General features: G+C 42.9%; 20 protein-coding genes. 6 read left to right on the top strand and 14 right to left on the bottom strand.

All coding sequences use genetic code 11. From position 1 onward, the window contains the following. Positions 1-59: 59 nt before the first annotated feature. Positions 60-1,538 (top strand): alpha/beta hydrolase, encoded by a 1,479-nt coding sequence (locus CA600_RS04970; protein ID WP_094869211.1) that lies wholly within the window; start codon positions 60-62, stop codon positions 1,536-1,538. On the opposite strand, the gene CA600_RS04965 is transcribed toward CA600_RS04970, so the two are convergent. The 8 genes from CA600_RS04965 to CA600_RS04930 form a co-directional block, all read right to left on the bottom strand. Continuing rightward, a complete protein-coding gene (locus CA600_RS04965; RefSeq protein WP_256989738.1) occupies positions 1,520-2,494 on the bottom strand; it encodes a MerR family transcriptional regulator in 975 nt (324 codons plus the stop codon). The genes CA600_RS04970 and CA600_RS04965 overlap by 19 nt on opposite strands. A 162-nt stretch (positions 2,495-2,656) precedes the next feature. Next, on the bottom strand, positions 2,657-3,754 hold the full coding sequence (locus CA600_RS04960; protein ID WP_094869209.1) for a polysaccharide deacetylase family protein: 1,098 nt from the start codon (positions 3,752-3,754) through the stop codon (positions 2,657-2,659). 15 nt (positions 3,755-3,769) lie between these two features. Next, positions 3,770-5,122, bottom strand: coding sequence for a 6-phospho-beta-glucosidase (locus CA600_RS04955; protein WP_094869208.1), 1,353 nt, complete (start codon positions 5,120-5,122; stop codon positions 3,770-3,772). Beyond that, on the bottom strand, positions 5,070-6,083 hold the full coding sequence (locus tag CA600_RS04950; RefSeq protein ID WP_094869207.1) for an N-acetylglucosamine kinase: 1,014 nt from the start codon (positions 6,081-6,083) through the stop codon (positions 5,070-5,072). Before CA600_RS04950 ends, CA600_RS04955 begins: the two co-directional genes overlap by 53 nt. A gap of 30 nt (positions 6,084-6,113) precedes the next feature. After that, entirely contained in the window at positions 6,114-7,103 is a 990-nt protein-coding gene (locus CA600_RS04945; RefSeq protein WP_094869206.1) for a LacI family DNA-binding transcriptional regulator, read from the bottom strand. 133 nt (positions 7,104-7,236) lie between these two features. Next, the gene (locus CA600_RS04940) at positions 7,237-8,622 is read right to left on the bottom strand and encodes an ABC transporter substrate-binding protein (protein WP_094869205.1); all 1,386 of its coding nucleotides are present in this window, start codon (positions 8,620-8,622) and stop codon (positions 7,237-7,239) included. Between the two features lie 53 nt (positions 8,623-8,675). Then, positions 8,676-9,554 carry a carbohydrate ABC transporter permease gene (locus CA600_RS04935; protein WP_094869204.1) on the bottom strand — a complete coding sequence of 293 codons (879 nt, stop codon included), beginning with the start codon at positions 9,552-9,554 and terminating at the stop codon, positions 8,676-8,678. After that, a complete protein-coding gene (locus CA600_RS04930; protein ID WP_036687229.1) occupies positions 9,551-10,444 on the bottom strand; it encodes a carbohydrate ABC transporter permease in 894 nt (297 codons plus the stop codon). Before CA600_RS04930 ends, CA600_RS04935 begins: the two co-directional genes overlap by 4 nt. 361 nt (positions 10,445-10,805) lie before the next feature. Between CA600_RS04930 and CA600_RS04925 the strand changes: the two genes are divergently transcribed. Then, positions 10,806-11,603, top strand: a complete 798-nt coding sequence (locus CA600_RS04925) for an ATP-grasp domain-containing protein (RefSeq protein ID WP_094869203.1) — start codon at positions 10,806-10,808, stop codon at positions 11,601-11,603. Here the strand turns inward: CA600_RS04925 and CA600_RS04920 are convergent. The 3 genes from CA600_RS04920 to CA600_RS04910 all read right to left on the bottom strand — a co-directional run bounded on the left by CA600_RS04920 (position 11,598) and on the right by CA600_RS04910 (position 14,609). Further along, entirely contained in the window at positions 11,598-12,947 is a 1,350-nt protein-coding gene (locus CA600_RS04920; RefSeq protein WP_179281535.1) for a bifunctional folylpolyglutamate synthase/dihydrofolate synthase, read from the bottom strand. The two genes, CA600_RS04925 and CA600_RS04920, sit on opposite strands and share 6 nt — an antisense overlap. Before the next feature lie 14 nt (positions 12,948-12,961). Further along, positions 12,962-14,008, bottom strand: a complete 1,047-nt coding sequence (locus CA600_RS04915; RefSeq protein ID WP_094869201.1) for a hypothetical protein — start codon at positions 14,006-14,008, stop codon at positions 12,962-12,964. Positions 14,009-14,075: 67 nt separating this feature from the next. Beyond that, the gene (locus tag CA600_RS04910; RefSeq protein ID WP_179281534.1) at positions 14,076-14,609 is read right to left on the bottom strand and encodes an N-formylglutamate amidohydrolase; all 534 of its coding nucleotides are present in this window, start codon (positions 14,607-14,609) and stop codon (positions 14,076-14,078) included. A 476-nt stretch (positions 14,610-15,085) separates the two neighbouring features. Here CA600_RS04910 and CA600_RS04905 point away from each other — a divergent pair, with 476 nt between their 5' ends. The 4 genes from CA600_RS04905 (at position 15,086) to CA600_RS04890 (ending at position 19,432) form a co-directional block, all read left to right on the top strand. Further along, a complete protein-coding gene (locus CA600_RS04905; RefSeq protein WP_094869199.1) occupies positions 15,086-16,468 on the top strand; it encodes an ABC transporter substrate-binding protein in 1,383 nt (460 codons plus the stop codon). A 156-nt stretch (positions 16,469-16,624) separates the two neighbouring features. Beyond that, complete coding sequence (locus CA600_RS04900; protein WP_094869198.1) at positions 16,625-17,467, top strand: carbohydrate ABC transporter permease; 843 nt, start codon at positions 16,625-16,627, stop codon at positions 17,465-17,467. Continuing rightward, the gene (locus CA600_RS04895; protein WP_094869197.1) at positions 17,467-18,300 is read left to right on the top strand and encodes a carbohydrate ABC transporter permease; all 834 of its coding nucleotides are present in this window, start codon (positions 17,467-17,469) and stop codon (positions 18,298-18,300) included. Before CA600_RS04900 ends, CA600_RS04895 begins: the two co-directional genes overlap by 1 nt. Positions 18,301-18,400: 100 nt before the next feature. Continuing rightward, entirely contained in the window at positions 18,401-19,432 is a 1,032-nt protein-coding gene (locus CA600_RS04890; RefSeq protein ID WP_094869196.1) for a LacI family DNA-binding transcriptional regulator, read from the top strand. 164 nt (positions 19,433-19,596) lie between these two features. On the opposite strand, the gene CA600_RS04885 is transcribed toward CA600_RS04890, so the two are convergent. Genes CA600_RS04885 through CA600_RS04875 form a run of 3 tightly spaced genes read right to left on the bottom strand, consistent with a single transcriptional unit; the run spans position 19,597 to position 22,185 of the window. Then, a complete protein-coding gene (locus CA600_RS04885) occupies positions 19,597-19,827 on the bottom strand; it encodes a hypothetical protein (RefSeq protein WP_094869195.1) in 231 nt (76 codons plus the stop codon). Between the two features lie 24 nt (positions 19,828-19,851). After that, complete coding sequence (locus CA600_RS04880; protein ID WP_094869194.1) at positions 19,852-20,964, bottom strand: GerAB/ArcD/ProY family transporter; 1,113 nt, start codon at positions 20,962-20,964, stop codon at positions 19,852-19,854. A 21-nt stretch (positions 20,965-20,985) separates the two neighbouring features. Beyond that, positions 20,986-22,185: a Ger(x)C family spore germination protein gene (locus CA600_RS04875; protein ID WP_094869193.1), complete on the bottom strand. Its 1,200-nt coding sequence runs from the start codon at positions 22,183-22,185 to the stop codon at positions 20,986-20,988.

Here is a 22,185-nt window from a genome sequence, read left to right as displayed (position 1 = left end):
GGTTTTATACTTGGTTCAGGTCGACAGCCAGTAGAGAAATCCAAGGAGGATTATAGATTATGAGATGGATTGAAATCATGCTTGTCTTATTTAATGTATTGATTTTGAGTGGGTTAATACTAGGACGCCCCAAATCACAACGCGGGTGGCTGATAGGCGGCGGAATTTCTGCTGCTTTACTGCTTGTCCACGCTTTCGTGGAAGGCTTGCGGTGGCCGATGATCCCAATGTATCTGGTCACACTATGGGCGATTGTAGGAGGGGTAAGGCCTTTCTTCCGATCCACAGCAAGGGCAGAAAGAAAGCCGCGACAGCGCTGGAGGGCGCTAATTCTCGGAGGAGTTGGAGTGGTTTATGCTGCTGTGTCCATTGCGCTGCCGATCCTATTCCCTGTATTTTCTTTTGCGGAGCCCACAGGTCCTTACGCGATAGGGACCGTCACCTACCATTGGACCGATTCTGCAAGAGAAGAGAAATTTACGAAAACATCCGGTGATTCCCGCGAATTAATGGTACAAATCTGGTATCCGGCAAGTTCGGAGGCTACTGGAAAAAAGGTGCCATATTTATCTGATCCTGCTCCGTATATAGAAGGACTGCATGAATTTTTGCACTTGCCGGAGTTTTTATTCTCAGGATTTAAGCTAGTCAATACCCATGCTATTGCGAATGCCGGATTAGCCGATACAGAATCTAAATATCCTGTGCTGCTCTTCTCGCATGGATTTATGGGCTACAAGAATCAGAACACGTTTCAAGTCGAGCAATTGGCAAGTCACGGCTATATTGTCGTTGGGATTGAACATGCTTATAGCAGTGTAGCTTCAGCATTTCCAGATAAGCCTGTGGTGGAGTTTGATTCAGAGGGGAAAATGGGCTATGAGCAAATGAAGTATTCTTTTATGGATCGGCGTAATGAAGTCTGGGTAGAAGATGCGAAGTTTGTGCTTGATCGAATGGAGGCCTTGTCTGCGAACGACCCTAGCGGTCTGTTTACTGACCGGATCGATCTTGAACATATGGGCATGTTCGGACATTCCTTTGGGGGAGCCACGACGGTGCAAATGCTGCTGGATGATCAGAGAATACAAGCAGGCATCGATATGGATGGGGTACTTTACGGTGAAAAGCGGATTCCTGCAGACGGCCTAAAGAAGCCTTTTCTGCTCATGAGTGCCGATGACACATTAAAAGGAGTAGACCAAACCACTGATGAAGAGATCGCCGCATTGGGAACGAACAGAGACGAAATCACAGCCTACTATAATGAGCTGTTTGCCCGGTATGAGCCGGTAACCGTTGGCGGAAACTATTGGATGACATTCAAAAACAGTACACATATGAGCTTCTCCGATCTATATCTGCTCACCCCTTTGTTTAAATGGATGGAGGGTGTGGATGTGCGTGGAACGCATGAGCTGATTAATGAGTACACGCTCGATTTTTTTGACCATTATTTGAAAGGGCAGCCCTTGCAATATTTGAACATCAACCTGGGGGACCATCCGAAGTTCACACTTCAACAAGGCGCGGAATGAGCGTTCTCCTGCTCGAGTTTCCATTGTAGTCCTTGCATCAGCAAGGCATTTCCTCTTACAATAACATCCCATTTGGGGTTGAGGAGCAGGCACAGTTTATTAAAGCGTTCTATCCGTTTGGAAGGAGCAGTTTGCATGCATTGAGCATATTGGCGGAAAAAGGCAGCCTTATCGCGGAACTGCTCTGGACCTGCATACATCATCACAAAATCTTCAACAATTGCCTGTACAACAGCGCTGTCTGCTGATAATTTGTGTTGCAGGGCTGCCTCCACCCGGATTCGGATACTCTCCAGCGTTCTGATCCAGGATGCAGCGGGAACACGAGGGTGCTTGACCATATTTAAGAAGGGTAGTTCGAATCGGACGAGCTCCTCCATGTACTGCGCATCATTCATTAGCGCTTGCAGCTCATTCCAAGCTACGGTTTGCCCGGCCGTCACTTTGACTTCATTGATAATATATTTATTGAACAAATACAAAAAAGTATTCTGCCATTCGGACGGCAATTGACCGAGCGGCTGTATTTCTTCTATTTTGCTGGAAATGAACTCGCTTCGTTTAGCAGCATTCATGGACAAGGAGTCAGCCAGCTCATTCATGTAATCCATGGAATTGCCTGATGAATGATGCTCTTGAGCTTGGCGTAGAATCGAAATCATATTAGTCAGTGTACTAACCTGCGTCTCCAGTGCTTCGATTTGCCAGTTGAGTGCTGTATTGAGCTGAATCTCTCCAGCGATGACTTGGCGAATCTCGTCAATGCCGAAGCTCAAATAACGCAGTGTTGTGATCAGCCGCAGGCGGGAAATATCTTCGGGCGTATATAACCGATGTCCACCTTCGCTATGACTCGATGGCTTCAAAAGATCAATGTCGTCATAATAACGGATGGTTTTAATGGTTGTGCCCAGCAGCTTAGCCGCCTCGCCGATGGTTTTGGTGTCTTTACGCAAGAAATCACCCCTTCTGATGGAATCATACGATGTTAGAATTGATTGTACCGAAAGGAACGACAACTTACAATTTGCCATTCCCACAACGCAAAACAGCGATCCACCAATAATGGGGGACCGCTGTTTTTTAGCGCAACTATTTATCAGTATGGATGATGTCTCTTATTGATCTTCTAGAATCTCTGACTGCCAGCCTATCTGTCTGCACATTTCGCTCATCTTGCGGATATTCAGCCTTGCCTCAATCCGGGTTAAGCCCAGTCTGATCGAAGTATCAGCAGCCCAGCGAAGTAAGTACACTAAGGTATCGGCTTGCGCTTCTTTAGCCGCATAATCTAATAATATGAGGGTATTGTCTACGACACCGGCGCGTACATATCCCCAATAGCTGCCGTCAAATTGCCGTAGGGTAAACAACTCGCGATCCTCTGTCACTCCAACCTCTACTAGTGGACTCTCCAGATGCTCCAGCCACTCCTTTTCAGAAGTGAAATGCAGTGTATATTGCGGAATGTTCCACTCAGTTGTCTGGGCCGCGAGATCGGCAAGCTGCTTACAATTTTCTAAAGGGACCCAATTTTCCGCGGAATGATCTAACTCCGCCGGAACTTCTACGGCTATTTTCCAAGGTCTATAGTTTACTTCTACGCCAATGGACTCTAGGATCTCAGGTACGCCGACACTCTCCAAGCCTCTTTGCTTGGCGATCCGAATAAGTGCTCTTAATGCATCCGGTGAACCCTTTGCAACATCATTGCTATGCATAACCACAATGGTTCCATTCTCTAGCTTAGGTTCAACGTTGGCAACGATTTCTTCTGCAGAAATACCTGCCCAGTCTCCGCAATCAACGCCCTCAATATCCAGATAATCGCCCCATTCTGTCAGCCAATCGAGATTCTCATCCCGGTAGGAGCAGTATGGAAAACGCATAAAATTGGGAGACGGAAGACCCGTTGCGTCCTGATATGCCAGCTCAGTCAGCTTCAATTGCTCTAAGAATACCGTCTTTGGTACTTGGGCCATTCGCCGATGATGATACGTATGCGGAGCAAGCACATGACCCCGGGAGAGAATTAATCTCGCCTTCTCTGGATGCTGATCCATCCATTCTCCAGTGAAGAAGAAGGTACCAACCGCCCCTTCCTCCTCTAGAGCATCCAGCCATAATTCAACGGGAAGCTGGGAAGGCCCATCATCAAATGTAAACGCGCATAATGCTTGGTTGACATCGCCTTTCCAAACCGCTTTAGCTGACATATTGACGCCTCTTTTCTATGATTGTTTGCCAAAAAAGTTCGGCAAGAACTCTTTATTGGCTTCCAGCATTTCATCCAGCATCCGAACCGCCACATCTACAGATGGAACGAGTGGATGATGTACCATTGCCTGAAGGGCAAGCGCACGATCACCTGTTACAGCGGCATCAATGGCTAGCTGCTCGTAGGTTTTGACAGCATGAATAAGCCCTTTGGCCATCGGTGGAATCTTAGTCAACGGTAAAGGTAGTGGTCCGTTCTTGGTGACAACACAGTTAACTTCAATACTTGCATCATCTGGCAAGAAGTCCAGTATGCCACGGTTAGCAACATTTAAGGTCTGGATATCGTTTGAACCGTTATGGAGCGATCTCATGAGATTAACTGCTGCTTCTGAATAGAAAGCACCACCGCGTTGTTCTAGCTGTTTCGGTTTCTCGCTCAGCTCTAAGTTGGCGTATAGCTCAAATAGCTCTTCTTCTACGCGTTTGACGACTTCAGCACGGTTGATACCTTGCTTAAACGATTCCATCTGCTCTTCGAGCATGGCATCTGTCATATAGAAATATTTCAAATAGTAGGAAGGCACGGCGCGAAGAGATTGTAGGAATTCTGGATTCCACTCTCGGGCGGGCACGTTCTTGGCACTGTAGCCCTCTGTGAGCATGTCATCCAGTTTATCTTCACCATCAACGTCGATTCGAGTAATCCAGTGCAAGTGATTCAGACCCACAAACTCAGCATATACACGGTCGGCAGCTACGTTATATTTGGAAGATACTTGCTTGATTAGGCCGATAGGTGCATTACAGAGACCGATACTCTTTACTTTGGAGTATTTAAGAACAGCCTCAGTGACCATTCCTGCAGGATTGGTGAAATTGAGCAGCCATGCGTTAGGAGCCAGCTCTTCAATATCCCGGCATACATCCAGAATGACAGGGATCGTACGCAGTGCCTTCATCATTCCGCCAGGACCTGTCGTTTCTTGACCAATGACACCATATTTAAGAGGAATCGATTCATCACGTGCGCGGGCATCAAGCATACCGACACGCATCTGTGTGCTGACGAAGTCTGCGCCTTCGATAGCCTTCCGGCGGTCTGTTGTAAGATGAACTTCAATCGGTAGCCCGGATTTCTCAACCATACGTTTAGCGAGATTTCCAACAATGTTCAGCTTGCGAAGTCCAGGTTCGATGTCTACGAGCCATAGTTCACGAACAGGAAGCTCCTTGTAATGAAGAATAAATCCCTCTACCAATTCGGGTGTATACGAAGAACCCCCACCGATAACTGCGATCTTTAATCCTTGATTAGTTGCCAAGATCAACCACTCCTGTCTTTTTTGTTTGTTGGATCGATTCATAATCTTGAAATTGCCGCATACTCTCATACACTTCACTACTAAGGGTCAAACCATCTTGATCCATCGCGGACCATACGGCACCTACTACAGGCTCTGTGGCAAGAGTCACCACAGTTGCATGTGGGGCTGCGGCTTGTACAGCTTTCTCAATAGGTCCGCGAATCCAGCCGCGATCCCCACGGGTTAGCAGACTTCCCGCCAGAACCACATCGAAAGTATCCTGCTCCATCCCAAGCTTGTGGATGACTGCAGCAGCGGACTTCCCTAACTCAACGCCTTGCCGATTTAGAATCTCTAAGGCTACAGCATCTCCTTCAGCTGCTGCTTCGAAGAGCAAGCGTGCAGCATGAACAGGGACCCTTTTCCAATGATTGAGGAAATCATTAAACATATCTGCAACTTCCTCATAACCTAGCAAGTTGAGTAGAAGTCCGGTTAAGAGGGTAGGTTGTTCCCGTCCATCCCAAGCTCTTATGACAGAACGAAAGACTTCAATGTTGAGTGCACCGCCACCGCCGAAGTCACCATACATGTAGTCAAAACCACCACACTGATAGTGCTCTCCTTGCGTGTTTCTGCCAGCCGAATTGGTGCCTGTGCCGCAGATTAGTGCAACTCCATAAGGGCGAGTCGTCCCTGCACGTAATCCGATCATGGTGTCACAGTTAATGGTGTAATTGATAAATCCGATCTCGCGAATCATTGGATGGAGAATAGCATAATCGGCCTCGCGGTCAGCGCCGGCAAGCCCAAGATAAGTATGTTGGATGTCCTCCAATCGGAGTCCGGCCTCATTTAGTGCCCCGAATGTGGCCTCTCGAATACTGTTGGCTGCCTCAAGGGCGCCTGTCTGGTGGTTGCCGTTACCGCTCCTGCCCTTACCGAGAACATTGCCATGTTCATCGCATAGCAGAGCATAGGTTTTGGTGCCTCCACCATCGATTCCCAAGTAGTAAGTCAATGGTTGTCACTCCTTGTTTATATTATTTAATTACTTGGAAGTAGTAGATTCCCGTACTATTAACTCTGGGTCAATCTTTACACCAGCTCCGCGCTTCATCTTTCCGGAGATACGCTTTAAGAGCATTTCGGCAGCTGCTAATCCAATTTTGTCCGAGGGCTGACGGATCGTTGTTAAATATGGATGAAGCTGTGAAGCGATATAATGATCATCATAGCCAATCACAGCTACCTGTTCGGGTACCCGGATGCCAGCTTCCATCAGCGCGTTGATGACGCCAAGAGCGATATTGTCATCGCCAGCGAATACTGCAGTAGGTAACTGTCCTTCGTTCAGCCAACGCTTACAGGTATCGTATCCCATTTCAATTTCGAATTCGCCATGTACAATTTCAAATGGAGTAAGATCTTTTTCCTCAAGCGCTTGTAGGAATCCGGCACGCCGCTCCCGTGTACTACGGAACATTTCCTGTCCACAGAGATGAGCGATTGATGTATGGCCGAGCGCTAACAGATGACGGGTAGCCATATATCCGCCTTTGAAGTTGTCGATTGTAATAGAGTAGGTGTCATTCTCAGGCTTTTGGTTATCGATTAGTACATAAGGGATGCCTCGTCGTTTCATTTCCACAATATAATTGTCCTCTTCTATCGGAGAGAGCAGAATCAAACCATCTACACGATCTTCTTGGATCAAATAATGGCTATCATCCGATTCGATGCCTGTTGAGATGGATATGGCTGAAAAATAACCATGCATCGCTAATACTTCATTCAGCTCTTTGACCACTGCGTCAAAAAAGGAATCCTGCAGCGTGGTGACAATAATACCGATAATTCCCGTCTTACCGCTTGCCAGACTGCGTGCCGCTGCATTAGGGCGATAATCCAGCTCTTTAATGGCCTCCAGCACCTTCTGGCGATTATTCTCGCGTACCGATTCGGCCCCGTTTAAGACCCGGGATACGGTTACAACGGATAATCCCGACTTTTTGGCTACATCAAAAATACTCACTTTCATCTCAAGCTCTCCTCGCGGCAGATTTTCCGATCCTGTTTTCTACCTTCAGTATACAGGGTTGGCAGACTGTCCGCTGAACGTATGATTTCAAACAGGCATACCGTCCCTAAAGGGACGGCATACTTGCCAAATATTAACGATGAATGATCTCCGTAACTTTTTTCTGAATCGTCGTCATCACCTCTTCCACCGTCTTATGTCCAGTTTCTACTGGCTGCAATTCATTAATGAACATGTCATTAATTTGCGAGTAGTTGGTGATCAAATGGTTGTAGGATTCGAAGCCATAGTTCACAGCACCCTCGTAGACATTTTTGATATCTTGTGGATCGATGCCGTCAAAATGTTTATAGTAAGCTTCAGCAGCTTCGGTGTTGACGGGTGGGTTACCGCCACTAAGCTCAATGGATTTCTCCTGCACTTCGGTAGTGATCAAATATTTGATCCATTCCAAAGCTTCCTTCGGATGTTTGGAGTCCTTCAAGATCAGCAGCGGATCGACGTAAAGTGTGCTGCGCACCTTATCGTTTCCTCCCCATGGTACAGCGGCTACGCCGATTTTGAAGGGAAAGTCATTCGCACCTGCAAGGTTCCATGAGCCACCGATAGACATCCCGATTTTACCTGCAACGAAGGGATCGCCGTTCTGTCCGGCTACGCTTTTGCTCCACTCAGAGGAAGGGGAGACCTTATCCTTGAAGACGAGATCAAAGAGCTTGTTATAGGCGGCAATCACTTCAGGGGAATCAAAATAAGTCTCAGAAGGCACACCGCCATTAGTCCATGTATCCTCTGAATAAGGCTGCGCTCCAAAATATAATGGCCGCATATCGCGTTCAGACCAGGTAAAGTCTACGCCATATTGTGTTTTGGCAATATCATCGGAGACGAGAGTCATTTGTTTAGCTTGGTCGACCATCTTTTCAAACGTCCAGCTCTTATCTTCATAATCGCTTGTTGGGTAAGTCAGCTTGGCAGCATCAAACATGTCTTTGTTATAGAGCATTAAGGTGACATACATATTAACTGGGATACCATATGTGTGATCTTTAACCTTATAGATATTCATGAGGTTCTCTGGGATGTTGTAATCCGCTGGCTTGAAACCATCCTCTTTAATTAGGTCGGTCAAATCGAGCAGCATATCCTTGTTGTAGTATTCTGCGAAACCTCCATAACCCCAGTGACTTGTCACATCTGGTGATTTGCCACCGGCAATTAGCGTTTGCAGCTTGCTGTCGAACTGCTCATAAGGTGCTTTTTCCACTTTCACTTTAATGTTAGGGTGCTGCTTTTCGAAATCAGGAATTAATTTCTCAACAAATGTCCGGTCCTCTGAATCTATTGTGTAATGGGTGATGGTTACCGTTTCTGCCTTGCCTCCTGAATTGGTCGAGCCGCCATTTCCTTCGGATAGAGTGTTACCAGCCGATTTACCTCCGCTACAGCCTGACAATGCCAGAACAACTAGCATGGTTGTTGCAAGTAAAAGCGCACTACTTTTCCTGTTCTTGTTCATTAGCTAAACCCTCCATGATTTCAAGTATATTTGGCCGCCCTGTTGGCGGATTATTACTTAATCCCTGTAAGTACAATCCCTTCGACGAACTGTTTCTGTGCTACAGCGAACAGCGTAACGATTGGAACCATAGCCAGAACTGAAGCGACCATCAGCAGATGCCATGGTGGAATGCGGAATCTCGATGAGGTGAGAGAAGCCATCCCGACGGGTAGCGTGAACTTCTCTGAAGAGCTTAGGTATAGCACCGGTGTAAGCAGATCGTTCCAGTTGTAGATAAAAGCAAAGATAGCTACAGTGGCTAGGGCAGGCTTGGAGAGTGGGAGTGCTATAGTAGCCCACATCCGTATTTCGCCGCAGCCATCAATGCGTCCGGCATCAAACAGCTCTTCAGGCAACGTGGAGAAGAATTGGCGCAGCAGGAAAATGTTATAAGCTGAGCCGAAGAAAGCAGGCACAATCAAGGGTAGAAAGGTGTCGATCCAGTTCATTTGTGAAAAGAGTACGAATTGCGGAATCATAATGGCTGGATAAGGCAACATCATTGTGCTCAATAATAGAATGAACCATATCTGATTCCCTTTACCTCTAAATCTGGCGAATCCATAGGCGACCAGCGCCGAAGAAATTAATGTACCTACAACGCTGAGACCGGCGATAATTAAACTGTTTTTGTAAAGCGTACCGAACTGCAGGGTATCAAAAATTTCTGTGTAATTGCTCCACTGCCAGCTCTCCGGTAGAAAGGTGGGCGGGAACTTCAGCATCTCGCGTTTGGACTTAAGTGAAGTGGAGACCATGAAGAACAAAGGAAGCAGCATCAGAAATGTTGTAACTACTAAAGTGATAAAGCTGAAAATCTTAACAGGTTCCACTTTCCGGCGGCGTCTTGTTCCTTTAGTCTGGGGGCTTAGCGCTCTTACTGTACTCATTTGCGTCCGCCTCCTTCGTAGTGAACATAACGGTTAGATAATTTCATAATTAGTGCGGTGCACAGCATAACTACGATGAGGAGTACCCAGGCCAAGGCTGAGGAATAACCGGCACGATATTCTTTGAAAGCACTGGTATAGAGATTATAGACATAGAACCAGGTTGAGTAATTTGGACCCCCTTGAGTCATGACAAAAGCTTGGGTAAAGACTTGGAAAGAATCAATCAGCCCCATAATTAGTTGAAAGAGCAGGACAGGAGAGATCATTGGTAAGGTAATGTTCAAGAAAATTCTAAAGCGTCCAGCACCGTCAAGATTGGCTGCTTCGATCAAACTGGCCGGTACGCCTTGCAGTCCTGCGAGGAATAAAATCATTCCTGAGCCTGCTGTCCAGAAAGTCATGATGATTAAGGCGTATAGCGCAGTGTCGGGGTTCATCAGCCAAGCCGGTCCATGAATGCCGAACCAGGAAAGAATGTAATTGAAGAGCCCGATTTGCGGGTTGAAGATCCAGTACCATAGCAGGGACATAGCCACGCCGGATACCATACTTGGAAAATACATTGCTGTTCGGAAAAAGCCGCGGAGAGGAATGGTCTGGTGGAGCAATAGCGCAAAACCAAGACCAAGTGCAAGCTGGATGGGAACACCGATGAAGGTATATCTCAGCGTGACAACCACCGATTTCCAGAACAGGTCATTGTGAAACATCTCTGTGTAGTTAGCGAGCCCGATGAACTTAGGCGGGTGTATGATGTCATAATCAGTGAAGCTGAAGTAAAGCGATGACAAAATAGGATAAAGGGCGAATACAAGGAAGCCGATAATCCAAGGAGAAATGAACAGATACATATAAAACGTCTGCCGCCTGTTCTCGCGATTGATCATGACACATCAACCTTTCAGTTTTAAAGTATAAGCGCTTTAACTTTTGATCATGACAACACTATTTAATAGCAATAATACTAGAAACTCAAAATCAAAAGTTTAACCGCTTTAACTTTTTGGTTCGCTTGCTAAGCTTATCATAGAGGATGATTAATAAATAATCAACACTTATTTTTTCTGTAAAAGCGTTATCAGTCATAAAACATAACATCAATTCTATTGGTTTTGTAAAAAAGAGCCTATTAATCATGGTTTTGAAAATATGTATGTAAATAAATATAACATATAAATATGTTTTCGATTGATATTTCTCATGCTATGATTAGGTTTGGTATTATTTTGTTGGAAATGAGGAAACTGAATGACGACTAGGCCTTACTTAAAAATGATCCAGCATTCTGTTACAACCTCAGGGATTACCTTTGAGGAAGTTACACCGAATTTCGTATATAGAGCGTCGGATGGATTGAAATCCTTTGTGATGGTAGACGCTGAAATAGGTCTGAATAGTAGTGCCTCTACAATTATTGCTATGAGTAAATCTCTAACTTATGACGTTCTGCACAAAGGGGATGTTGCGGCTGTAGAACATACCTATTTAGCACATCCCGACGCAAAATTTAATCATTCAGATCCTTATGAATTAGCCAAGCGTTCTTTTTATAAGTTCAATAAGCAGGTAGTTGTGAAGCAGGATAACGGGGCGCAGGGAAATCATGTTTATAAAATTAATGAGATAGCCGATCTGCACGAAAAGCTGGATTTATTATTTTCTTTGCAGCTTAATGGGGCGATAGGTCCTTATTATGAAGCGGAGATTGAGTATAGAATCGTAACTTTTAATCATCAAGCGCGTGTATTCCTTGGCAAAAAAAGAGTGCATTCCTGGAAGCATAATTTGATTAATGGGGCTCTTGCGATTGAAGTTAACGATCATGCCAAACGAGTGGCGCTAGCGGAGCTTGCTTCCCGGGCTTCTAAAGCACTAGGCCTTGATTTCTGCTCCGTAGATATTTTAGAGACAAATCAAGGCCTCATGGTTATTGAAGTCAATCATAAGGTGATGTTAGATGAGTATTGTAAGCAGAATCCAAGTGAGGTGCCAGCTCTATCTGATCTTTATAGGGAAGTAATTCTCCAGCGCTTGGATCAGTTATAATCCGATATCGAGCAGCGATTGCCCGAATAATCGTTTGGCGTTTCCGATAAAGGTTTGCGTGCCGACAATAACAATAATTTCGGAGGAAGAGCTTGCTTTTAGGTGTGAGAGAGCATCCTCCAAATAAGGGAACTCGTAGCTTTTTTCGATAAAATGTTTGGCGATATGAAGTGCATCTGTAGGAAAAGAAAGATGACTTATATCAGGCTTTGTGACGATGATTTGCTCCGAGACCGTACTCATCATTTCAATAACTCCTGTATAATCCTTATCTTTAGGGACACCGATGATTGAAGTTACAGAGCGGCTGCGGTCAGGATTAACGAGTTGAATAAGTTCAGCCAAATAGCTTGCAGATTGTTTATGAATCGCCCCATCAATAATCGTTAATGGATCATGAGAGATCACTTCACAGCGCCCCGGCCACTGCAGTTTTGCAAAACAATTGCCAACGAGTTCCCTATTGAGGGAACCTCCTGTAATATCCTCACATAGTGCGACTGCAGTAGCTGCATTGAGTGCTTGAAACTGCCCTAATAACGGAATCGTTAAGGATGGATAAATCGCTTGTTTTGTCCGAATATCAAAAGTAGTTCCAACCGGTCCAATCGCAATAGAATCAGTCCCAAATTGCTCCTCATAATACTGTGCAGAATGGGCGCTAAGGTTCTCCTTTATAGTCGCGAGTACGCTCGGTTTCTGTTTGCTGATATATACGTTTGTTGCTTTATTTTTGACGATGCCCAGCTTATGAAGCGTAATACTGTTTAGGTCAGGTCCCAAATTAGCTACATGCTCTTCCATAATCGGAGTGATGACAGCCCAGTCATTCTTCAGAACATTGGTGTCATCAAATCTTCCACCTCTTCCGCATTCAATCACATTGAAGTCAGTAAGATTCTCCTTGAAGTACAACGCCGCAATCGCTAGACCTACACCAACAGGACCTTGATACTCATCTGTGGCAAGCTGATCTTCAATCCTTTGGAATTCCTTGCCAACTATATTTCCTAATCGTACAAAATCGTCCGTGGATATGGCCTTCCCGTCAATCCGTATTCTTTCGTTGAAATCAACCAGATGGGGTGAGGTGAATAAGCCCACTTTATATCCTAAGTGACTTAACAAAGAGGAGATAAATCTAGAGGTGGAGCCCTTACCTTTACTGCCTGTGACTAGTATGTATTGTTGATCTCGATCCGGATTTCCGACTAGATCCAGCAATGCTCTGGTGAATTCCGGTCGTCTAACTTGTTCATCCAAAGATTCTGTGATGTTGTTAATGGCTCTCAGATAAGAGCTGTAGATCATATCTTCTACCTGGGATTGTGAAGTGAATTTCACGATCATCGCTCCATTTAGTTAATTTTTGCTCGTTCTTCGGATAGTGTTGTATAGATGATGATCGGAAGTAGTACAACGGAAATACCAACAGTCAGAGCGATGCTCCAGTTCAAATCCTTATACAGCTGCACTACTGTAAACAATAAAGCGATTACGGGCAAGACCAGCTTATTTAAGTGTTTTAAAAATAGAGAGTTCATGCTTCTTTTTACAGTAACCGATGTGCCGATGTTGGGGATTTCTAATTCATTTCGTGACAAAGCAGTGATTCCGATAAATAAGTGGCTGTCGATAAATTTAAGCTGCTCATTCTCCTCATTTAGCTTGATTAGCTGGGCAATATGCTCCGTATCTATGTCTAAGATGGGGACGGCGATTTCTTTATGGTTGTAGGAAATGACGATTTTATCGGTCTCTTCCATGCCCAGCAGTTTTCTAACATTGGGGTGAATTCGGCATAAGTTTTGGTGCTCATCAAAAGGGTAGGGATGTCCTACTCTTAGCGTAAGCTCTCTTTTGCCAATAAAAAGATTTCCTAATGCGGTTAAGGGCCGTTTGATTCCCAGATGTATAAGTTTATGTATGCCTGGCTTGGATTGAGGACTTGTTCTTGCACGGGTAATGATTAGTTGATCATCCTCAGTGGCCTGAGTCTCAAGCAACAACATGATGTACCTGTTGAAATACAGCGTATTCGGCTTGGCTGTGTGATCCTCTTTTAGAGTGATGTTTATGCGAAAGCCATTCTTAGGATTAATCAGCTCGACATGATTCGAATATTTACGGACGAGTGTTGGACATGCTTTGACATAAGGTTTGGCAATCTCGTTCACTTTAGGAATTCCCCGAAGGATTGTGTTGTACTCCGGTTTAGTGATGGTTAATCCTGTTAAGGGGCAGTCTCCTAGCTTGTCCTTTGCTCTTTTAGATAATTGTATACTCCCTCTTGGGATATCACCTTTTGATAAAAGTAAACAGCTAACCTGAGTGCCATTCTCTGCTGTAAGCTCGACAAAAATATGGTGAACTAAGCCTAAATCAACCAGCTCATCGGGATTCATCGTAATTTCTTCTCTAGCAGTATAGCTTTGTTTGTCTAATATGGTGAAGGTCTGCTCGATGTTTATGTTAGGCGCCTCCCAATTGATTGATAATTTGTTCGAGGGAATGAATGGTTTTTTGGAATAAATCGAAGGATTTCGGGTTACGATAATTTCGATTAATTTCAATTTGAACACTTTGAACTAACAATTCTTTGGCTGAATATGAAGTGATCGTTCCGGGATGAGATGCAGAAAATGTATGGTTTTGATGAACATTGGTAATACCATTATTGAAAAAAATACGTACAACCTCATTTATATTATTTGCTTGTATGGATGTTCCGTGTAATGTGCCTAAATCCATATCGAATTCTCTATCTTTAGAAGCCCCATGCAGGTCTATAACGAATTTAATTTGATGTTCTTTGACAATTGTTCCAAGTGCAGCTTTATATTCTCCGCCAAGGATGTAATTGGGATCTTCTTTGGAGAAGCTATTGGAATAGATACAATGACAACCTGTGAGCTTTTGTAATAGCAGAGCAAGTGAACCTGTATACATATCCGCAGGTTTTAAAGCATTTTCTCTATAGTGGTTAATGGCATGCGGAGCTGACACAAGTACCGGGAGAGCGCCTTTTACAATGGTGTAGGAGGGCTCCACTCCAATATCGCCAAAATAATTATTATTAGAGAATTGTAACTCATACTTCTCGATCAGAGATAAGATATGCCATCACCTATTCCTATTTACTATTGTGAAATACAAGAAAGTATAAGTTTCACGTTTTATCTTATATTTTTACATTTCACGCTTAAACGATCACCGTCCTTACTTAGGACGCCGAAGGCGTTTATACTTATCTATTATAGCGTTCGAAGATTTCAGATGGCTAGTTTTACCAATAAAAAGGCTATTGTAATGTGGAAAACGGTGTGCTAATATTTCAATTGAAAACGTTACCGATAAGGATACCGGAAAAATAAAGAAGATTATTTAAGTCAATTGTAACCGCTGACATTATTTCGGTAGCGCTACTCGGAGAAACGTCTTCAAATGAAATCATTAAATAAAAAGTATGAGGGGGAAGAAAAATGAAGAACATCAAAAAATACTTAGGGCTCATGTTGGTAATGTCTATGGTTGTAGTCTTGGCAGCAGGATGCGGTAATAAAGAGAACAATACAGCAACAAATAATGGAAACGCTTCATCTGGAAAAAAAGGATCGGTTTACTTTTTAAACTTCAAGCCTGAAATTGCAGAAATATATGAAAAAATCGCTAAGGATTACGAAGCAGAGACAGGAGTTAAAGTGAAAGTCGTAACGGCTGCTGCAGGTACTTACGAAACGAAATTGAAATCGGAAATTTCTAAGTCCGAAGCACCTACGATTTTCCAAATCAACGGACCTGTTGGTTTTCAATCTTGGAAAGATTACACCTTAGATTTGAAAGATACTAAGCTGTACAGCTATCTATCCGACAAAAGCCTGGCTGTAACTGAAGGTGAAGGTGTATATGGTATCCCTTACGTAGTTGAAGGATACGGTATTATTTACAACGACGCGATTATGAAGAAATACTTTGCGCTACCTGATAAAGCTGTGTCGATCTCTTCCACCACTGAAATCAATAACTTCGACACTTTGAAAGCAGTAGTAGAAGATATGACCGCTAAAAAAGATCAACTGGGTATTAAAGGCGTATTCGCTTCCACTTCCCTCGCTGCTGGTGAGCAATGGAGATGGCAGACTCACTTGGCTAACTTGCCACTGTACTATGAATTCAAGGACAACACTGAGTTTGATAACACAGTTCTTGCCGGTTTAGCCTCTAAAGAAGTTGAATTCAAATACAATGATAAATTTAAAAATATCTTCGATCTTTACATCAAGAACTCTGTGACTAAAGAATCTTTGCTAGGCAGTAAGTCTGTAGCTGATTCCATGGCTGAATTCGCACTCGGTAACGCAGCTATGGTTCAAAACGGTAACTGGGCTTGGTCACAAATCAATGATGTTGACGGTAACGTAGTGAAAGCAGATGAGATTAAATTCTTGCCTATCTACACAGGTATGGAAGGCGAAGAGAAACAAGGTCTGGCTGTAGGTACAGAAAACTATTTTGCAATCAACAGCAAAGCATCTGCTGAGAACCAACAAGCTTCTATCGCTTTCTTGGAATGGTTGTTCTCCAGTGAAAAAGGTAAAGCTTATGTAACGAACGATCTAGGTTTCATCGCTCCATTCAATACCTTTGAAGAAAATGAAAAACCAGCAGATCCACTGGCTAAAGAAGTCTCCGCTTGGATGGAAAAAGATTTGACCTCCGTAGCTTGGACATTTGCAGCATTCCCAAGTGAAGAATTCAAAAATGTCTTTGGTGATGCACTCTTGCAATATGCTCAAGGGAATAAAACCTGGGATGAAGTTGTAACCATCTTTAAGGATACTTGGAAGGCTGAAAAAGCAAAATAAAAAAGGCGTGGAAAGATGATTGAATAATTCTCAGTTGTCATACAGATATAAGCTTAGTGCCACTGGAGTCGAGACGGATTTCAGTGGCACTAAGCAACAATTCGAGTAAATTACATCTAGTTCATCATTTTCCATACTGAGATAGGAGAAGACTCCATGGAAAAATCGATAAGAAAATATTTTGCTCTTTTTGCGTTACCGACCATGATAGCCTTTGGGATCGCGTTTGTTGTACCTTTTCTGCTGGGGATATATTTATCCTTTACAGAGTTTACTACCGTCAATGATGCAAAATGGATCGGGTTTGGCAATTACATTAAAGCATTTTCAAATCAAGAATTTCTAAATGCACTGGGTTTTACGGTTAAGTTTACAGTTCTATCGGTTCTTACGATTAATGTATTCGCCTTCATACTGGCGATGTTGTTAACTAGAAAGCTAAAAGGGACTAATGTATTTAGAACTATTTTTTTCATGCCTAACTTGATAGGTGGTATCGTATTAGGATACATCTGGCAGCTGATTTTCAATGGTATTTTGTACAAATTTGGAGTTACTTTAACCTCTGACGCAACTTATGGATTTTGGGGATTAATCATCCTTATGAATTGGCAATTGATAGGTTACATGATGATTATCTATGTTGCAGGTATTCAAAATGTGCCTAAGGATATAGTAGAAGCGGCAAGAATTGATGGAGCTTCACGTTCGAAGATTCTACGTAATGTGACGATTCCACTCGTAATGCCGTCCATTACCATTTGTTTATTCTTAACGTTATCGAATTCATTCAAATTGTTTGACCAAAACTTAGCGTTGACTGCGGGTGCTCCTTCTAAGCAGACCTCGATGTTAGCACTCGACATCTACAATACGTTCTACGGAAAAACAGGATGGGAAGGTGTCGGTCAAGCGAAAGCCGTCGTATTTTTTGCACTGGTAGCCTTAATCGCCTTAATACAACTTGTCATTACTAGAAGAAAGGAGGTTGAGAACTAATGCAACAGACTAGAGCAAAAGATTACTCCATTTTTACCATTTTGTTGGTCTTGGCCATTGCGTTCTTATCTCCGATCTTTATTGTTCTGATGAACTCCTTTAAAGGTAAGTTTTACATTAGTGATACACCTTTCTTACTCCCTAATGGAACTACTTTTGTTGGTTTGAAGAACTATACTAGCGGTATAGCGAAGATTGATTTCTTCAGTGCTTTCGGAATGTCCTTGTTTATCACGGTGTGTTCGGTTGCTGTAATCGTGTTATTCACTTCCATGACCGCATGGTATATTACTCGGGTCAAATCAAAATTTACAGGTATGATGTATTATGCTTTTGTGTTCTCAATGATCGTACCGTTCCAAATGGTTATGTTCACAATGACTAAAACGGCTAACGTTCTACATCTGGACAATCCAATCGGGATTATCTTGATCTATTTAGGATTTGGATCAGGGCTGTCTGTGTTTATGTTTAGTGGATTTGTGAAGTCTATCCCTCTTGAGGTTGAAGAAGCGGTTATGATCGATGGATGTAATCCGCCACAAGCCTTCTTTAAAGTGGTATTGCCGATCCTGAAGCCGATTGCTGTAACTGTAGCTATTCTTAATGTAATGTGGGTGTGGAACGACTTTCTATTGCCAGACCTGCTGATTGGTACAGAATATAAAACGATTCCTATTGCGATTCAGTACCTAAAAGGTGGATATGGATCGATTGACATGGGAGCTATGATGGCGATGCTGGTCTTAGCGATTGTGCCAATCATTATTTTCTACCTGACTTGTCAAAAGTACATCATCGAAGGTGTCGTTGCAGGAGCCGTTAAGGGTTAAATAGAATATGTATGTAGAAGCGAGTAGGGTGCTTTTCTTGTTGAGTCTTTTCTTCAAGAATCCCCTACTTTCTTATTTAACGTGTAAAGGAAAGATAGAGATGGAGAGACTGACTATTATAGATATCGCTAAATTATGTGGGGTTGGCGTGACTACAGTATCTAGAGCTATAAACAATCATCCGGATATTAATGAAGAAACAAAAGCGATGGTTATGAAAGTCATCAAAGAAAATCATTATGTTCCGAATAACAGTGCCAGAAATTTAAAACGTTCCGATTCGAAAACGATTGCGGTATTGATCAAAGGGATATCTAATCCATTTTTCAGCCCAATGATTAAAGTATTTGAAAAAGAGATCCAGCGAAAGAAATACTCCTTCATCCTACAACGTGTCGATGAGAATCAGGATGAGATCGAAGTGGCGATTGAGCTGGAGAAAGAAAAACGCCTGAAGGGAATTGTGTTTCTGGGGGGATTATTCTCACACTCTCAAGAAAAATTACAGCAATTGACGGTTCCATTTGTCCTGAGTACGATTGGAATGACGGAAGAGTTTGATCTAAGTGACTATTCTTCTGTATCTGTAGATGACTTTAATGAGAGCTATAAAATTGTAGACTATTTATGTAATCTAGGGCATGAGAAAATCGCAGTCATTACCGCGCCTGAAGATGATGTGAGTATCGGTAAATTGAGATATGAAGGGTATAAGAAGGCTCTTTCTGATCATGGAATAGCCTATAATGAACGGTTAGTACGCCGGATGAAAGAGAATATTGACAGCTATAGTATGGAAAATGGGTATGCGGTTACAAAAGAACTGCTGGAGTCAGGGGAAGAGTTTACTGCTATCTTCACCTCATCAGATAGTATGGCCATCGGTGCTTGTAAAGCAATATTTGAAGCAGGTAAGCGAGTTCCAGAAGAGTACTCTGTGGCAGGTTATGACGGACTGGATATTTCCTTCTATTATAATCCTTCCATTACTACCATCAAACAGCCTGTAGTAGAAATTGCGGAAGCAACGATTAAGATTTTGTTTGATCTCATTAATAAGAAGGTAAATCATGCGCATCAGATTTTCCCTGCAGAATTAATGGTTAGAGAATCTACGAGGTCTATATTGTAGTGTCAAACAGTTCATATGTTTAAGTTTATTTACGAATCGGGGTGGGGAGATAAAACCGCAAGAGATTAAAACTAACGATATTAATAGCATCACACGGTTTCTCACCGCATTCGGTGACCCTGCTCGGATTCGGATTGTTACATTATATGAGTTTAGTACCATTGTTAAGATAACCAAGCACTTACCATGTCGGCTACAGGTTTATAGATGAATATCATCCAACCTAAAGGGTTAGAGACTGGGATATGCAATGCGTTAATAATGCCAAAAAAGGTGCCCAATAACAGAAGAAATGAGAACGCCCACAGCTCCTTGATTAATTTTTTCCTCCACATAAGGGGTACTTCAACGGCTATAATAACAGCCACAACGATGAGGATCACTACTAAATCCAATGTTTACGACCTCCCAAACCATCTTTAGTTTTGAGATTTCAAGTCTTTACTCAATGTTCTTCGAAACATCGCCACACCTAACAACACCAAGGGGAGAAATAATCCGAAGGTTATAACATAATACACCCAATAATTATCGAAAGCTGTATTGTAATAAGTGAAATTGGGGGCAATAATAGGTGCTAATGCCACCAAAATCAACCCTGTAGGTAAGGTTAACACGCGATACTCTTTTAATTTTAATAATTGGGATAACCCCAGAATGAAAGCATAGAAGAACAAAGTTACTTTTATAAACAGGGTTAACATCCACTGTAGAGCTATCAGGGCTTCCACCCGCTCGAAGAATCCACCAATGGATATACGTCTTGCTATGTTGTAACTGGGGTATATATCTCTGGTCGTCAGATCCGGACCTAGCACTAGTACGGAAACAGTCAGTGTCAGGAAGATGATAGTACCACCTAGGAAACAGCCTAGTAGTAAGCCTTTTGTTATCTTCTGTTGTTGGCTTACATAAGGGAGTACCATTAGAAAGACAACCGGTTCTAAAAAGGTGTAAGCCGTAATGGAGATAGACCCTCTCAGTACAGGCTTTATTCCGTCCTCCAAAATGGGCAGGATTCTGGTAATATCCATCTGAGGAACAATTGCGACCGTCAGGATCAGGAATAGGACAATAATCATTGGAGTAAAGATCTCACCAGTTCGTCCTAAGACCTCAATACCGAGTCGCGTTGCCATAATCACGATAAGTATAAATAAAGTTAGAATGGCCGGAATAGGGGTTCCTGGTAACATTTCTGAAATCACAAAATCACTGATCTCACGCATACTTCCAACGGTAACGATAAGAAAAAACATTAAAGTCATAAGCGATAAAATCGTCCCTAACCATTTTCCAAAAGCCTTTTGAATCGCCTGAATAAGCGTTAATTTGGGATATAACTTTGTGAACCTGCTGTACATATAGATGGCTAGCAAACCTGTTACCATCCCTATTAAAGTGGAAATCCAGGCATTTTGTCTGGCGTAGTGTGTAGTGGAAGGGGGGATTACGAGAATGGAATCCCCGATGGTAAGAAGCATAACCAGTATGGTTAGCTGACGAATACTTAGTTTCCCTTTTTCGAGCATAACTTCGTTCCCTCCAATGCATCACTTCATCTCTTCTAAGAAAGAGTTAGTCACTTTCCCTAATAGGCGAATCTTAATGTCCGCCTTTACGCTTACTGGTAGGTTTAAAAAGGTTTGATCCCAATTGTCCTGAAGTTTCTTCCATGCCTGTGGGTTAGAGCGATGGATGACCTCGCCGAAGCCAAAAATATCGGATTTATATTCTTGTTGTACTTTTTTAATTGTAGTTTCGAATAAATCTACTACTTTCTGGTTAGCGATTTGTTCTAATTCGGTGATGGTCTTTGGCTCGGTCAGGTCTAGATTTCTACATTGAACCTCTCCTAAATCTGATTCTATATGTTGCTCAATACTGATTTCTGGTTTGTCATTATGCATGCTGCCTTTTATTTTGGAACGGGCATCAAATACATCAAGCGAAACCTTTTTTCCTTCGGGACATTGGATATAGAAAACCGTGCTCTTTACCTTATTGGTTAAATAGTTATACACTTTTGATTCCTCTGGATTTAGCCAACCAATCAATTTGTCCTTTTTGAATACGGCCAATCCGGAGTATTTCAATTCTGTTGGAGAGTCTACCGTTTCAACATTCTTTTGAGTTTGTCCTACTTCTACATTTCCATTGATGACAACCCCTGTTAGGACTGGGTTTTTACCCTTACTCACAAGTTCTGTAACTAGTGTTCCTAATGTCACAGTGGATGTGGGTGCCCATTGCTTCTCCGATGTTTCCAGACTAGAAAACAATCGCACAGCAGGGATCTTTTCGAGGCTGGTTAATATTTTTAGAGCATCTTCTGCTTTGGCATCCTTTGCCACCACTATAAAGTAATCATTCCGCGTATCCGTATCTCTTGACATAAAATCAAGAACATCACTGATTCCTTCTTTAGCCAATGCTTCACCGAGGACCAAAATCCGCAGATGAGAGATGTAAATTTTACGTGGACTAAGGGTTGTGATTTTCCTGAGAGCCTCATATACGGTGTGTCCAGTTGCTTTATAAAGATTTACGGGTGATTGAGGAGAACCCCCCTTTGAGCCTGCGATTTGACTCGGTAATACCACTTGTGCAGAAATTTGATATTGATCTCCGATTTTGTCGATTCCGATTCCTACAGCAATCGCAAGATCGTTTAATTCCCGGCGACTCCAGCAGCCTGTTACGAATACTTGTACGAGTATAACCATACACAGCAGAAGTGCTCTTCGTTTCAT

The sequence above is a fragment of the Paenibacillus sp. VTT E-133280 genome, from assembly GCF_002264385.1.
GTDB lineage: Bacteria > Bacillota > Bacilli > Paenibacillales > Paenibacillaceae > Paenibacillus_AQ > Paenibacillus_AQ nitricinens.
The sequence above is the reverse complement of the archived record's forward strand: the minus strand, read 5'-3'. Positions and strand labels throughout refer to the sequence as shown.